The sequence below is a fragment of the Duganella sp. Root198D2 genome (assembly GCF_001428585.1).
Taxonomy (GTDB): domain Bacteria; phylum Pseudomonadota; class Gammaproteobacteria; order Burkholderiales; family Burkholderiaceae_D; genus Rugamonas.
Window position 1 is genome coordinate 20,502 of the sequence record NZ_LMIC01000008.1, and the last position, 15,286, is coordinate 35,787.

Consider the following 15,286-nt stretch of genomic DNA (forward strand, 5'->3'; position numbering starts at 1 on the left):
TAGCGCATGCAAGCTTTGATGCAGGACCAGCCGCTGCTGATTTCTTCGATGATCGAGCATGCGCGCCGCGTGCACCCGCGTGCCGAGATTGTGTCGCGTACTTGCGAAGGCCCGCTGCACCGCAGCAGCTACGGCGAGATCGAACGCCGCGCGCGGCGCCTGGCCAACGCGCTGCAGGCGCTGGGCGTGGCCATGGGCGATCGTGTCGGAACGCTGGCCTGGAATACGCACCGCCACATGGAGCTGTACTTCGGCGTGTCAGGCATGGGCGCGGTGCTGAACACCATCAACCCGCGCCTGTTCCCGCAGCAGGTGGAGTACATCGTCAACCACGCGCAGGACCAGGTGCTGTTCTTCGATATCAGCTTCGCTCCGCTGGTGGCTGCGCTGGCGCCGAGGCTGGCGGGCGTGAAAGCCTTGGTCTGCATGACCGAGCGCGCGCACATGCCGCCGTCCCTGCCGGCCGGCACCCTGTGCTACGAAGAGCTGGTGGAAGGCGCCAGCGAAGAATATGCGTGGCCGCAGTTCGATGAACGCACGGCGTCGGCGCTGTGCTATACCTCCGGTACCACCGGCAATCCGAAAGGCGTGCTGTATTCGCACCGCTCGGCCTACCTGCATTCGATGGGATTGTGCGCTGCGGGCAGCGCAGCAATTTCGCACCGTGACAGCTGCCTGGTGGTGGTGCCGCTGTTCCATGTCAACGCCTGGGGCATGCCGTATGCGGGCGCGATGAGCGGCGCCAAGCTGGTACTGCCGGGACCCGCGCTCGACGGCAGCAGTATTTATGAATTGCTGCGCGACGAGCGCGTGACGATGGCGCTTGGCGTGCCGACCGTCTGGCTCGGCCTGCTCAATCATATCGACAGCGAAGCGCGCCCGGCGCTGCAGGAGCTGTGCCTGGAGCGCATGCTGTGCGGCGGCTCGGCGATTCCGCCGGTGATGTTCACGCGCTGCCGCAACACGCTGGGCGCGACCCTGATGCAGGCCTGGGGCATGACGGAGATGTCGCCGCTCGGCACCGTGTGCTCGCTGTTGCAATCGCACGACAAGGCCAGCGACGAAGAAAAGCTGCGCGTGCAGGCGCGCCAGGGCCGTCCGGTATGCGGGGTGGAGCTGGCGCTGAAAGACGAAGCGGGGCGGCGCCTGCCGCATGACGGCATGGCGAACGGGCGCCTGATGGTGCGCGGGCCGTGGATCCTGTCGGCCTATTACGGCAGCGATGCGCCAGTGCTGGACGAGGACGGCTACTTCGATACCGGCGACATTGCCAACATCGACAGCGATGGCTATCTGCAGATAACCGACCGCGCCAAGGACGTGATCAAGTCCGGCGGCGAATGGATTTCATCGATCGATGTCGAGAACGCAGTGATGGGCCATCCCGATGTGATGGCCGCCGCGGTGGTCGGCATCCCGCATGAAAAATGGCAGGAGCGCCCTTTGCTGGTGGTCGTTCCCCGTCATGGCAGTTCCCCCGCACGCGATGAAGTGTTAGGCTACCTTGCCAGCCGCGTAGCCAAGTGGTGGCTTCCCGACGACGTGGTTTTTGTCAGCGAGCTTCCGTATTCCGCCAACGGCAAAGTGCAGAAGATGAAGTTGCGTGAGGAGTTCAAGCAGTTATATAAGCCTGTATAAAAAGCTGTAAAAAACCATTAGGAGACACAAGGATGACGAGGAAGTACAACCGTACCATGGCGCTCGCTGTGGCCGCGGCGCTGGCAACCCCACTGGCGCACGCAGATACCTTCACCACTGGCGATGGACTGGAAGGACGCTGGTCCCTCAATATGTCGGTCGGCACCAGCATCCGCATGAAGGATGCAGACAAGAACCTGATCTCTGTACCCAACGGCGGCACGGCAGGCGCCGGCGCCGACGACGGCAACCTGAACTTCAAGAAGCACGATGCCTACTCCACCGTCGGCAAGCTGACCGGCGAACTGGAACTGAAAGGCGATACCTACGGCATGTTCATGCGCGGCTTTGCCTGGTACGACCGCGTGCTGAAGGGCCGCGAAATGCCGCACGGGCATTTCAACAACGGCTACAAGACGAATGGAGAACTGAGCGACACCGGCTTCGACCAGCTGTCCACCTTTGACGGCGTGGCACTGGCCGACGCCTATGTGTTTGCCAACTGGGACCTGGGCGGCAAGGCCCTGAGCGCCAAGCTGGGCAACCAGGTGATCAACTGGGGCGAATCGCTGTTCGTACCGGGCATCAACGCGATGGGCGCATTCGACACCAGCGCCGCGCGCCGCCCGGGTGCGCAGGTGAAGGAAATCCTGCGCCCGCAGCCGGCCCTGATGGCCAACCTGGGCCTGGGCAATGGCGTCTCGGTGGAAGCGTTCTACAACCTGGGCTGGCGCCAGAACGTGGTGGACGGCTGCGGTACCTACTGGTCGGCGGCCGACTCGCTGAACTGCAATAACGGCACCGTGCTGTTTGGCGACGGTACCAAGATGAACGACCAGGGCCAGTACAACGGCGCGCCTCTGCTGGCCGGGCTGCCGGCGGCGCTCAATCCGCTGCTGGCTTCGCTCGGCCTGTCGCGCAGCATGCCGCTCAACTTCCGCATGACCACCGCGCAAAAGATCCGGCCGAAGAATTCCGGCCAGTTCGGCCTCTCGAGCCACTATTTTGCCGATGCCATCGCGACCGACTTCGGCGTCTACTTCGCGCGCTACCACAGCCACTCGCCGATCGTCTCGGTGGTCAAGCAGCCGTCGGCCCTGCCGTCGGTGTGGTCGGGCCGCCTGGCGCAGCTGGTGAAAGCGGTGCCCGCGCTGGCGCCGAACCTCGGCGCGCTGGCCCTCCTGCCGCCGGGGAATATCGTGTGGGATTACAGCGGCGAGAACGTGAAGACCATGGGCTTGTCGGCGGCCACCGAAGTGGCCGGCTTCTCGCTGTTCGGCGAAATATCGCGCACCAAGGACATTCCGGTCCAGATCAACGCCATCGACCTGCTGGTCGGCACCGCGCTGGGCCTGGGCCCGCAGGCCAAGCTGTTTGCCGTTGCGCGCGATCCTAACGTGCCCACCGGTACCGTGATCCATGGCTACGACCGCAAGGACAAGACCCAGGCGCAGATGTCGTTTATCCGCCAGATCCCGCAAGTGCTGGGCGCGGATTCGCTGACGCTGCTCGGTGAAATCGCGGGCCAGAAATGGACCGGCATCGGCGATCCGAATACCAGCACGCGCTATGGGCGCGCCTTCATGTTCAACCTCGGCCCGACCGCGGCGCTGGGCGGCACCTGCCCGGCAAGCATCCAGCCGAACCCGTCGTACTGCGAGAACGAGGGCTTCGCCACCCGCACCGCCTGGGGTTACCGCCTGTCGGCCGAGATGCTGTTCCCGAACGTGGTTGCCGGCATCAACTTCAAGCCGCGCGTCTACTTCGCGCATGACGTGAAGGGCTATGCGGCGGACAACCTGTTCGTCGAAGACCGCAAGACGCGCTCGGTCGGCCTGCGTGCGGACTACAACAACCGCTATTACGCGGACATCAGCTATACCAGCTACAACAAGAGCGCCAAGTACGACCAGTTCCACGACCGCGACAATATGCAGTTCGTGGTCGGCGCCAACTTCTAATAGAGACACAGGAGACAAGTAGATGAAGATGATGAAGCAAAGCTTGCTGGCCGCAGCGCTGGCGTGTATCGCGGGCAGCACCCTGGCCGGCCTGCCGCAGGCCGATGTGGACCGCCTGGGCAAGGACCTGACGCCGGTCGGCGCGGAAAAAGAGGGCAACAAGGCCGGCACCATCCCGGCCTGGGGCGGCGGCGTCACCAAGGCGCCGGCCGGCTTCGACAGCAAGAACGGCTACGCCGACCCGCTGCCGAACGAAGCGGCGCAGTACAGCATCACGGCCGCCAATATGGACAAGTACAAGGACGTGCTGGCGCCGGGCCAGATGGAAATGCTGAAACGCTACCCGAGCTACAAGATGAATGTCTACAAAAGCTACCGCACGGCGGGCTATCCGCAGGGCGTGTACGACACCATCAAGGCCGAAGCCTCCAAGGCGGAGCTGGCCGGCGGCGGCAACGGCGTGACCGGCATTGCCAGGACCACGGTGCCGTTCCCGATGCCGAAGACCGGCGTGGAAGTGATCTGGAACCACCTGATGCGCTACCGCGGCGGCACCATTGAGCGCTACACCGCGGAATTCCCGGTGCAGACCAACGGCGCCTTTACGCCGGTGACGCGTACCGAGAAGGTGGCGTTCGCGCAGGGCATGGCCAATCCGGAACCGAACCGCCTGCTGTACTACATGGCGACCCTGACCGGGCCGTCCTCGGTGGCGGGCGATGCGCTGCTGGTGGTGGACCCGCTGGACCAGGTCAAGGAATCGCGCCTGGCCTGGACCTACAACCCGGGCCAGCGCCGCGTGCTGCGCGCGCCGAACGTGGCGTACGACTCGCCGGGGCAGGGCGCCGACGGCCTGCGCACCACCGACGACTACGACGGCTTCAACGGCGCGCCGGACCGCTACGACTGGAAGCTGGTGGGCAAGAAGGAGATGCTGGTCTCCTATAACAACTACAAGATCACCAACAAGTCGATCAAGTATGCCGACATCGTGCGCGCCGGCCACATCAACCAGGACTTCGTGCGCTACGAGCCGCACCGCGTGTGGGTAGTGGAAGCGACCCTGAAGAAGGACAAGCGCCACATCTACGCCAAGCGCGTGTTCTACGTGGACGAGGATAGCTGGCAGGTGGTGCACACCGATTCGTACGACGGCCGCGGTGAACTGTGGCGTGTGCACGAAATCGGCGGCATCCAGTACTACGATGCGATGACCCACTACTTCGCCTACGAAGTTTTCTACGACCTGCAGGCACGCCGCTACCTGCTGTCCGGCATCTCCAACCAGGAGAAGCCGATCAAATTTGGCGTAAAGCTCGATCCGTCGAACTTCACGCCAGATACGCTGCGCCGCTCGTCCAACTGAGGACGGCGTAGCGGGTTTGGGGGTGTCTCTTCGGGCGCTTGCGTTCTCAGGGAGCGCTGCGCCCATTTTTTCGCAGGTAGAGAATGAATAAAGTCTTGATACAGGCCGCTGCCGCGCTCTTGGGCGCACTGGCGGTGATGCCGGCCGTGGCGCGCGACCCGCTGCAAACGCCGGCGCGCATGTCGGCGCGGGCGCCGAAAGCCATGCTGACGGCAATGGCGCTGGCCGGCCAGCGCACGGTGGCGGTGGGCGAACGGGGCGTCATCCTGCTGCGCGACGGCGGCGCGAATGCGGCGTGGCAGCAGGCGAGGGTACCGGTGTCGGTCACGCTGACCGACGTGGCGTTTGCCGACGCGTCCAATGGCTGGGCCGTCGGGCACGATGGCGTGATCCTTGCCACCAATGACGGCGGAGCGAATTGGAGCACACGATTTGATGGCAACAAGGCCAATGCCTTGATGCTGGCCGATGCCAAGGCGGCAGTTGGCAAGGCGCAGGCGGCCGGGGGCAATACGCTCGCCGACGCCGAGAATGCGCTGGGCGATATCGAAGCGGCGGCCAAGTTCGGTCCGTCGCGCCCGTTATTGGGCGTCTGGTTCCGCGATGCCAAAACGGGCTACGCGGTGGGCGCATACGGCCAGGCTTTCCGTACCACGGACGGCGGGGCAAACTGGACTTCCATGGGCGCGGGCCTGCCCAATCCCGAAGGCCTGCATTACAACGCGATTGCCGGCGGGCCTGGCAATGCGCTGGCCATTGCGGGCGAGGGCGGCTATGTGTACCGCTCGCAGGATGGCGGCGCCAGCTGGCAGCGCATCGAGACCGGCTACGGCGGCCAGCTGTACGGCGTGATCTTCACCGGCCGCAGCGTGCTCGCTTACGGCTTCGGCGGCCATGTGTTCCGCAGCGAAGATGGCGGCGCCACCTGGCGCGAAACGCCGGCTGTGACGAAAAAGAGCCTGGTGGGCGGCGCCATGCAGGGCGGCAGCATTGTGCTGGCGGCGCAGGATGGCGCTTTGCTGCGCAGCGATGACGATGGCGCCAGCTTCCGCGTGCTGCGCCAGGGCGATGCGGTGCCGACGGCCGGCATGCTGGCGCTGGACGGCGTCGTGCTGCTGTCGGGCGTGGGCGGCGTGCGTGCCGTGGCCGGGGAGGGCGCAAAATGAACCGCAACGACAAAAAAGCCTGCGCAGTGGCGGAGCAGGGCCACCAGCGCTTCACCTCAGTCGAGCACTGGCTGGAGCCGCGCCTGTTCCATTACCGTTTCATCATCCTGCTTGTCTTCCTGCTGGCATCAGTGCTGTTTGCCTGGCAGGCGGCGTTGCTGAAGCCGGACGCCAGTTTCCAGAAGATGGTGCCGGCCACGCACCCTTTCATCGCCAACTACCTGAAGTACGAAAATGAGTTGCGCCCGCTGGGCAACAACATCCGTATCGCGGTGGAGGCAAAGAACGGTGATATCTATTCCAGGGAATACCTGGACACGTTGAAGGCTGTGACGGACGAAGTGTTCTACATTCCCGGCGTGGACCGCGGCAACCTGAAGTCGCTGTGGACGCCGAACGTGCAGTGGATGGAGGTCACCGAGACGGGCATGAACAGCGGCCAGATCATCCCGCAGGGCTTCGACGGTTCTCCGGCCATGCTGGACGAGGTGCGCGCCAATGTGGCGCGCTCGGGGCGCATCGGCAGCCTGGTGGCGGCGGACCAGAAGTCCACCATCGTGCAGGTGCCGCTGCTGGAGATCGATCCGGACAAGGGCACCAAGCTCGATTACGGCCTGTTCTCCGAACGGCTGGAAAAACTGGTGCGCGACAAGTATGAAGCGCAGGGCGTGAAGATCCACATCGTCGGCTTTGCCAAGGTGGTGGGCGACCTGATTCACGGCGCCAAGGCGATCGGCATATTCTTTGCGATCACCTTTGCCATGACGGTGGCGCTGCTGCTGTGGTATTCGCGCTGCTGGAAGTCGACCCTGGTGACGGTATTCTGCTGTTCGCTGGCGGTGATCTGGCAGTTAGGCATCGTGCGCTTATTGGGTTTCGGGCTGGATCCGTATTCGATCCTGGTGCCGTTCCTGACCTTTGCCATCGGCGTGTCGCATGCGGTGCAGAACATCAATACCATGGCGGCCGAGCGGCTGTCGGGCAAGACGGACGTGGAGGCCGCCAAGCAAACTTTCCGCCAGCTGTTCATTCCGGGCACCATCGCGCTGCTGTGCGATGCGGTGGGCTTCTCGACCCTGCTGGTGATCGAAATCGGCGTGATCCGCGAGCTGGCGATTTCGGCCTCGGTCGGCGTGGCGGTGATCGTCTTGACCAAGATGTTCCTGCTGCCGGTGCTGATGTCCTATGTCGGCGTGACGCCCGCCTGCCTGCGCAACCAGGAGCGCAAGGCGCAGCGCAAGCACAGCTTCATGCGCACGCTGTCGCGTATTGCGGAGCCGAAGTTTGCCAAGTGGGCGTTGCTGGGCGCGCTGGCGGTGTTCGTCACCGCCTTTGCGCTGAGCCGCGACCTGAAGATCGGCGACCTCGATCCCGGCGCGCCGGAGCTGCGGGCGGATTCGCGCTACAACCGGGACAACGCTTACATCACCGGCCATTACTCGACCAGTTCGGACGTGTTCGTGGTGATGGTGAAGACGCCGGCCGGCGAGTGCGGGGCGTATCCGACGGCGGAAGTGGTGGACCGCTTCCAGTGGGAGATGGAGAACGTGCCGGGGGTGGAGTCGACTACTTCGCTGTTCACGGTGCAGAAGCGGATCATCTCCAACGTGAATGGCGGCAGCCTGAAATGGCAGGCGCTGTCGCGCAACCGTTTCGTGTCCAATTCGGCGCAGCGCATGATTCCGTCCGAGTTGTACAGCAACGATTGCTCGATGCTGCCGGTGCTGGTGTTCCTGGCCGACCACAAGGCCGATACGCTGACGCGGGTGGTGCAGGCGGCGCAGGCGTTCGCCAGGGAGAACAATTCGCCGCAGGCGGAGTTCATCCTGGCGGCCGGCAATTCGGGCATCGAGGCGGCCACCAATATCGTGATCAAGCAGGCCGAGATCACCATGCTGGTGCTGGTGTATGCGATTGTGGCGCTGCTGGTGTGGTGGGAATTCCGTTCGCTGCGGGTGACCATCTGCATCATGGTGCCGCTGTATATCACGTCGGCGCTGTGCGAGGCCATCATGGCGCGCCTGGGGCTGGGGGTGAAGGTGGCGACCTTGCCGGTGATTGCGCTGGGGATCGGGATTGGCGTCGACTACGGCATCTACATCTACAACCGGCTGCAGTGCTTCCTGGACCGCGGAATGGAGCTGAAGGAGGCTTACTTCGAGACGCTCAAGACCACCGGCGTGGCGGTGGCGCTGACCGGCGTGACACTGGCGCTGGGGGTGCTGACCTGGGCCTGGTCGGACATCAAGTTCCAGGCCGATATGGGCCTGCTGCTGATGTTTATGTTCCTGTGGAATATGGTGGGGGCGATTGTGATGATCCCGGCGCTGGCGTCGCTGCTGCTGCCGAAGCGTTAAAACCGGTAGGCCGGGGTCTGACCCAAGGGTCAGACCCTGGTTTACCGGTTTTACTCCTGGCGTTCCCAGGTCTGCGAGCGGCCCAGCATCGGGAAGCCAACGTAACCGCGCACTTTCAGCTTCTTGCCGCCGTCGGCGATTTCCAGCTTGCTCCTGTACACCTTGCCGTTATTCGGGTCGAGAATCTCGCCGCCGGTGTATTCGCTGCCGTCCTTCTTCAGCCCGGATACGATCACCATGCCGACAATCGGCTTGTCCTTGCGCGCGTCGGTGCACTTGTCGCACACCGGGTTCTGTTCCTCGGCCGGGCCGCGGAACAGCTTTTCAATCTTGCCCTGCAGGGCGCCGTTTTCCTCGGTGATGCGGATCAGGGCCTTTGGCTTGCCGCTGACGTCATCGATGTTTTTCCACAGGCCGATGGGGGTAGGATCTTGGGCAAATGCCGGAGCGGCAGCCAGCAAGGCTGCCACAGCCAGCGCCGCTGTGCGGGTTAGGCGCATGGGGGTGTCTCTTTTTTAGATTTGGGGAAAATCAGTTTAGCAAAGGACCCGGCGGGACACCGTACGGTCATGCTATTTTTTTTGGAGGGAAGCCTCTAGAAATGAAAAAGGCGCACCTGAGTGCGCCTTAAATGTCCGATTGCCAGACCTGACCCCGACTTTTATGCTGGGAGTTTTGCCAGTTGTTCCTGCATCTTGGCCAGGGTGGCGCTGAAGGTGGCGACGCGTTCCTGTTCCTGTGCCACCACGGCTGCCGGGGCGCGGGCGACGAAGCTTTCCGAGGACAGCTTGCCGTTGGCCTTGGCGATTTCGCCTTCCAGGCGGGCGATCTCTTTCGACAGGCGCTCGCGTTCTGCTTTCACGTCGATTTCGACTTTCAGCATCAGCTTGGTGGTGCCGACCACGGAGACGGCGGCCGGCGATTCCGGCAGCGCGTCGACGATCTGCACTTCCGACAGCTTGCCCAGCATCTGGATGTACGGGGCGAAGGCGGCCATCTTGGCTTGGTCGGCGCCGGATGCTTCGACGATCAGCGGCACGCGCACCGACGGCGACAGCTTCATTTCGCCGCGCAGGTTGCGGGCGGCGTCGGTCATGCCTTTCAGCTCGCCCATCCAGGCTTCGGCTTCGGCGCTGATCGCCGCTTCGTTCGGCAGCGGGTAAGGCTGGGTCATGATCGACATGCCTTCGCCGCCTTTGCCGGCCAGCGGGGCGACGGTCTGCCACAGCTGCTCGGTGACGAACGGGATGATCGGGTGCGCCAGGCGCAGGATCACTTCCAGTACGCGCAGCAGGGTGTGGCGGGTGGCTTGCTGCTGGCCCGGCGTGCCTTGCTGGACCTGGACTTTCGCCAGTTCCAGGTACCAGTCGCAGTACTCGTACCAGACAAACTGGTAAATGGTGGAGGCGATGTTGTCGAAGCGGTAGTCGGCGAAGCCTTTGTGCACTTCCTGTTCGGCGCGGTTGAGGGCGGAGATGATCCACTTGTCGGCGGCCGACAGGTCGGCTTCGTTGGCGGAGCAGTCGTGGCCTTCGGTGTTCATCAGCACGAAGCGGGTGGCGTTCCACAGCTTGTTGCCGAAGTTGCGGTAGCCTTCGCAGCGGCCGAGGTCGAAGTTGATGTTGCGGCCCAGCGAGGCGTAGGAGGCCATGGTGAAGCGCACGGCGTCGGTGCCGTAGGCTGGAATGCCGTCCGGGAATTCCTTGCGGGTGGCTTTTTCGATCTTGGCCGCGTCTTTCGGGTTCATCAGGCCGGTGGTGCGCTTGGCTACCAGGTCTTCCAGTGCGATGCCGTCGATCAGGTCGATCGGGTCCAGGGTGTTGCCCTTGGACTTGGACATCTTCTGGCCTTGCGAGTCGCGTACCAGGCCGTGCACGTACACGGTTTCGAACGGCACCTTGTTGGTGAAGTGGCTGGTCATGATGACCATGCGTGCAACCCAGAAGAAGATGATGTCGAAGCCGGTCACCAGCACGGAGCTTGGCAGGAAGGCCTGCAGTTCAGGCGTTTCGTTCGGCCAGCCGAGGGTGGAGAACGGCACCAGGGCGGACGAGAACCAGGTGTCCAGCACGTCGTTGTCGCGGGTCAGGGCGCCGGTGATGCCTTTGGCGGCGGCTTGCGCTTTGGCGTCTTCTTCGCTGCGGGCGACGTAGATGTTGCCTTGCTCGTCGTACCAGGCCGGGATCTGGTGGCCCCACCACAGCTGGCGCGAGATGCACCAGTCCTGGATGTTGTTCAGCCACTGGTTGTAGGTGGTGCTCCAGTTTTCTGGGACGAATTTGATCTCGCCGCTGGAGACTTTTTCCAGCGCCACTTCGGTGATCGATTTGCCCGGGTTGAAGGTGCCTTCAGGCGCCGGTTTGCTCATGGCGACGAACCATTGGTCGGTCAGCATCGGTTCGATCACGACGCCGGTGCGGTCGCCGCGCGGCACCATCAGCTTGTGCGGCTTGACTTCGACCAGGAAGCCTTGCGCGTCCAGGTCGGCGACGATCTGCTTGCGCGCGGCGAAACGGTCCAGGCCCTGGTAGGCTGCTGGCGCGTTTTCATTGACCTTGGCGTCCAGCGTCAGGATCGACGGCATGTCCAGGTTGTGGCGCTGGCCTACGGCGTAGTCGTTGAAGTCGTGCGCAGGAGTGATCTTCACGCAGCCGGTGCCGAATTCCTTGTCGACGTATTCGTCGGCGATCACCGGGATTTCGCGGCCAACCAGCGGCAGCTTGAGCATCTTGCCCACCAGCGCGGTGTAGCGCTCGTCGGTCGGGTCCACCGCCACGGCGACGTCGCCCAGCATGGTTTCAGGACGGGTGGTGGCGACCACCAGGTGGCCACTGCCGTCGGCCAGCGGGTACTTGATGTGCCACATCGAGCCGTCTTCTTCTTCCGATGCCACTTCCAGGTCGGAGACGGCGGTGCCCAGCACCGGGTCCCAGTTGACCAGGCGCTTGCCGCGGTAGATCAGGCCTTGTTCGAACAGGCGCACGAACACTTCGGAGACCACTTTGGAGCGCTCGGCGTCCATGGTGAAGTATTCGCGCTTCCAGTCGGGGGAGGTGCCCATGCGGCGCATCTGGCCGGTGATGGTGGAGCCGGACTTTTCCTTCCACTCCCAGACTTTTTCGACGAATTTTTCGCGGCCCAGGTCATGGCGCGACACCTTCTGCGCGTCCAGCTGGCGCTCCACCACGATCTGGGTGGCGATGCCGGCGTGGTCGGTGCCCGGGATCCAGGCGGTGTTGTGGCCCAGCATGCGGTGGTAGCGGGTCAGGCCGTCCATGATGGTCTGGTTGAAGGCGTGGCCCATGTGCAGCGTGCCAGTGACGTTCGGCGGCGGCAGCTGGATGCTGAAGGACGGCTTGGAGAGGTCGAGGGAGGCGGCGTAGTAACCGCGCTTTTCCCACTCGCTGCGCCAGAACTGTTCAATGTCGGCAGGCTCGAAAGACTTGGCTAATTCCATGATTTGGGCTGTAAATTTGGCGAAAACTTTCATTATAAGGTAGATTGCCGGGACCATGGACGCCAGCAATTCCCCTCCGCCCCGCAAGCGCGGCCGCCCTGCGCAGGCCGCTTCCGACAGCCTCAAAACGCTGCTTATTGCCGTTTCGGCAAGGCTGTTCCGCGAGCAGGGCTTTGATAACACCACCGTGCGCGATATTGCGGCCGCTGCGGGCGTGCAGGCGGGGTCGTGGTTCTATCACTTCAAGTCCAAGCAGGACATCTTGCAGGCGGTGATCGAGGAGGGCATGCAGCAGGCCCTGGCGCGCATCGAGGAGGTGGCGGCCTTGCAGCTGGCGCCGCGCGAGGCGTTGCGCCGCCTGGTGCATACCCACCTGGAGACCCTGTTGTCGCCGGGGCAGGATTTTGTCTACGTCATGCTGTATGAGTGGCGCTCGCTCACGCTTGAGGGGCAGTTGCGCATCGTGGCGGCCAAGGACCGCTACGAGGCCTTGTGGGATGCGGTGCTGCGCGAGCTCCAGGCTTCCGGCGAGTGGCCGGCGCCGGGCCAGCTTGACCGGCTATGGCTGTTCGGCGCGCTGAACTGGTCGGCGCAGTGGTACCGGCGCGATGCCGGCGTCAGTATCGACGAGTTGGCCGAGTCCGCCATTCGCTTCCTGCTTCGGTAGCCCTCCGCACCCTGTCTGCGACTACTACTGAAAGCTACTGAAACAACTACTGAAACTACTGAAATTCGAACCTTTTGGGCGGTGATAGCGCTACAAGTCGAAAAATTTCAGGAGGTTTCAGTATGAGTCGCAGAGGAAGTCTGGAGGTGAGTCTCTGCACCCTGCGCGCGTTGCTGGATTACCAGGCAGCGCAGGCTTGCGACCTTTCCCTGACGGATTTCCTATCGGATGCGCGCTGGCGTTGCAGCCATTCGAGGATGGCAATGTCCGTCCAGGTGCAGCTTCCCGGCGACGCCGATTGGACGCCGGCGCTACGGCTACGCCAGGCTGCTACGGCGCATGCGCTGCGGACGGCCAAACGCAAGGCTGAGCGCACCGCGCCTCTGGGGGATTAGTTTGCCCGGCCGCACGCAAAGCGCGCTTGACATTTTATGTCATGCTTTTATACTAATGACATAATATGTCTAACCACCCCACATCAAGGAGGGACTCTATGGACGAAGTGATGGGCCGGATGCTGGCGATCGAGCGTGCGCTGTCCGCCCAGGTGGGCTCGCTGTCGGTGAGCGCCAGCCTGCTGGCCCCAAGCGAGCCGGATGGCGTACCGGTGATGCGCATGTGCATCGAGGGGCAGGAAGAGATTCCGGTGTTCGTCACGGCTTCGCCGCAGCAGGTGCTGTGCATCTGCTACCTGTGGACCGAGCGCGAAGTGCGCCCCGAGCGCCGCGCCGAGATGCTGGAAGCGATGATGGACCTGAACATCGCCATTCCGCTGTCGAATTTCGGCCGCATCGGCGAGCACTACGTCATTTTCGGCGCCCTGGCGGCCGACGCGACGCCGGAGAGCATCGCCACCGACGTCGCCATGGCCGCCGACAATGCGCTCGAAGCCCTGGAAGTGTTCAACGAATTTCTCATGTGAGGAGCCATCATGGCTGTTTTTTCCAAAGTGCTGACCATGTTGCGAGGTAACCTGCGCGAGATCGGCCAGAGCATCGTCGACGGCAACGCGTCGACCATTTACGAACAGGAAATCGTCGAAGCCACTGCCCATGTGGCCGCGGCCAAGAACGACCTGACGGCGGTGATGGCCAAGGAAATGCAGGCCGGCCGTGAAATCGAACGCCTGCGCGCCGAACTGCAAAAGTACGAAGACCTGGCGGTGCAGGCGCTGCAAAAGGATGAGGCCGGCCTGGCCGAGGAAGTCGCCGCGCGCGTCGCGGACCTGGAAGTGGCGCTGGCCGAGCAGGAAGAAGCCCGGGCCCAGTATGCCGCCCACGTGGCGCGCCTGAAGGACATGATCCGCAACGCCGAGGCCACCTTGCGCGAACACGAGCGCCAGCTGGCCATGGCCAAGACCACCGAGAGCGTGTACAAGGCCACCGCCACCATCTCGCAGAACATGGGCGCGAGCGGCTCCAAGCTGATGAGCGCGAAGGAGTCGCTGGAGCGCATCCGCCAGCGCCACCAGGACCTGGCCGACCGCATGCAGGCAGCCGAAGTGCTGGAAGGCGAATTCGGTTCCAAGGCGCTGGAGAACAAGCTGGCGCAGGCGGGGATCGGCGAGCGCGCCAGCCGCAAGGCCGAAGTCATTGCCCGCCTGCAGGCGCGTGCCCGGCCCAGCACGCCGGACCGGAGCTGAGGCGCATGGTACGCAGTTCCAGCCGCTGGTCCGGATCGGACGCGGCCTTGCGCGCCGTCCAGGTGGCGTTTGACGTCGAGACGCAGGTGATCGACGCGGTGCGCCTGGCGGCGTTCAAGAGCCAGCTTTCCACCTCGGACCAGATCCGCAAGATCCTCGGTTTGCCGTTTAGCAGCAAGCCGGTGCGCCCGCGGCTGACGGTCAGCCTGTCCGACGCCGACTACGCGCTGCTGGCCGGGCGCCTGGGCGTGGACGCGGCCGACCGCCGCCGCATCAAGGAAATCCTGCATGAACAGTTGATAACGTTTGCAATAAAGCAATTAGAGCGCGAGAATGCTTGACGATTTCACCACCCTGAAGGGCACCGCATGAGCACCTGGCAAACCCTGACCAGTTTTCCTACCGCCGTCCCCACCGTCCTGCTGATCATCCTGCTGGTGTACTGGGGCTTGTCGCTGGCCGGCCTGTTCGACCTGGGCGACAACCTCGAGGCCGAGGCCGATGCCGATGACGCCGACTTGCAAACGCTGGCATCGTGGCTGGTGGCGCTGGGGCTGGGCGGCGTACCGCTGTCGATCGTGGCCACGCTGCTGGTCTTCTTCACCTGGCTGCCGACGGCCCTGCTGCACCAGTACCTGCTGGCCTGGCTGCCGGCCGGGGTGCTGCAATGGGCCGGCGGCGGCGCCGTGCTGCTGGCGGCTGCGGCCTTCAGCGTGTGGCTCTCGGCGCGCCTGGTCAGGCCCTTGCGTGCGCTGTTCGTCAAGCACCATGCGCCGGAAAACCGCAGCCTGGTGGGCCGCACCTGCCGCATCGTCACGCTGGCGGTGGACGAGAAATTCGGCCGCGCCGAAGTGGCGACCAGCGGCGCCAGCCTGAATATCCGGGTCTGGGCCAGTTCGCCCAATTCACTGGGCAAGGATGCGCTTGCGGTGATCGTCGCCTACGACGAAGCATCGCAGCAGTACGAAGTACAGGCCGCCAGCGCGGCCAGCTAAAACAATAAATACCAACAATACCAACACACCTGAAGGA

General features: G+C 63.7%; 13 protein-coding genes. 11 read left to right on the forward strand and 2 right to left on the reverse strand.

Annotation, left to right across the window (positions count from 1 at the left end; genetic code table 11):
- Positions 1–6 precede the first annotated feature (6 nt).
- The 5 genes from ASE26_RS09855 to ASE26_RS09875 all read left to right on the forward strand — a co-directional run bounded on the left by ASE26_RS09855 (position 7) and on the right by ASE26_RS09875 (position 8,488).
- Positions 7–1,638: a long-chain-fatty-acid--CoA ligase gene (locus tag ASE26_RS09855; protein WP_055932268.1), complete on the forward strand. Its 1,632-nt coding sequence runs from the start codon at positions 7–9 to the stop codon at positions 1,636–1,638.
- A gap of 32 nt (positions 1,639–1,670) precedes the next feature.
- Positions 1,671–3,599, forward strand: coding sequence for a DUF1302 domain-containing protein (locus ASE26_RS09860; protein WP_055932271.1), 1,929 nt, complete (start codon positions 1,671–1,673; stop codon positions 3,597–3,599).
- Positions 3,600–3,621: 22 nt separating this feature from the next.
- A complete protein-coding gene (locus ASE26_RS09865) occupies positions 3,622–4,965 on the forward strand; it encodes a DUF1329 domain-containing protein (RefSeq protein WP_082507373.1) in 1,344 nt (447 codons plus the stop codon).
- Between the two features lie 83 nt (positions 4,966–5,048).
- Entirely contained in the window at positions 5,049–6,131 is a 1,083-nt protein-coding gene (locus ASE26_RS09870; protein WP_055932274.1) for a YCF48-related protein, read from the forward strand.
- On the forward strand, positions 6,128–8,488 hold the full coding sequence (locus ASE26_RS09875) for an RND family transporter (protein ID WP_082591328.1): 2,361 nt from the start codon (positions 6,128–6,130) through the stop codon (positions 8,486–8,488). The genes ASE26_RS09870 and ASE26_RS09875 overlap by 4 nt, the downstream gene beginning before the upstream one ends.
- A gap of 50 nt (positions 8,489–8,538) precedes the next feature.
- Here the strand turns inward: ASE26_RS09875 and ASE26_RS09880 are convergent, their stop codons facing one another.
- Positions 8,539–8,988: a DUF2147 domain-containing protein gene (locus ASE26_RS09880; protein WP_055932277.1), complete on the reverse strand. Its 450-nt coding sequence runs from the start codon at positions 8,986–8,988 to the stop codon at positions 8,539–8,541.
- Positions 8,989–9,149: 161 nt separating this feature from the next.
- On the reverse strand, positions 9,150–11,945 hold the full coding sequence (locus ASE26_RS09885) for a valine--tRNA ligase (RefSeq protein WP_055933485.1): 2,796 nt from the start codon (positions 11,943–11,945) through the stop codon (positions 9,150–9,152).
- A gap of 55 nt (positions 11,946–12,000) precedes the next feature.
- On the opposite strand from ASE26_RS09885, the gene ASE26_RS09890 reads away from it, so the two are divergent.
- The 6 genes from ASE26_RS09890 to ASE26_RS09915 all read left to right on the forward strand — a co-directional run bounded on the left by ASE26_RS09890 (position 12,001) and on the right by ASE26_RS09915 (position 15,249).
- Entirely contained in the window at positions 12,001–12,612 is a 612-nt protein-coding gene (locus ASE26_RS09890) for a TetR/AcrR family transcriptional regulator (RefSeq protein ID WP_057246129.1), read from the forward strand.
- 146 nt (positions 12,613–12,758) lie between these two features.
- Entirely contained in the window at positions 12,759–13,007 is a 249-nt protein-coding gene (locus tag ASE26_RS09895) for a hypothetical protein (RefSeq protein WP_156409910.1), read from the forward strand.
- 98 nt (positions 13,008–13,105) lie between these two features.
- Positions 13,106–13,534, forward strand: coding sequence for a DUF2170 family protein (locus ASE26_RS09900; protein WP_057246132.1), 429 nt, complete (start codon positions 13,106–13,108; stop codon positions 13,532–13,534).
- A 9-nt stretch (positions 13,535–13,543) separates the two neighbouring features.
- A complete protein-coding gene (locus ASE26_RS09905) occupies positions 13,544–14,254 on the forward strand; it encodes a PspA/IM30 family protein (RefSeq protein ID WP_057246133.1) in 711 nt (236 codons plus the stop codon).
- Between the two features lie 5 nt (positions 14,255–14,259).
- Entirely contained in the window at positions 14,260–14,595 is a 336-nt protein-coding gene (locus ASE26_RS09910; RefSeq protein ID WP_055932291.1) for a hypothetical protein, read from the forward strand.
- 27 nt (positions 14,596–14,622) lie between these two features.
- Positions 14,623–15,249 carry a hypothetical protein gene (locus ASE26_RS09915; protein WP_055932294.1) on the forward strand — a complete coding sequence of 209 codons (627 nt, stop codon included), beginning with the start codon at positions 14,623–14,625 and terminating at the stop codon, positions 15,247–15,249.
- Positions 15,250–15,286 lie beyond the last annotated feature (37 nt).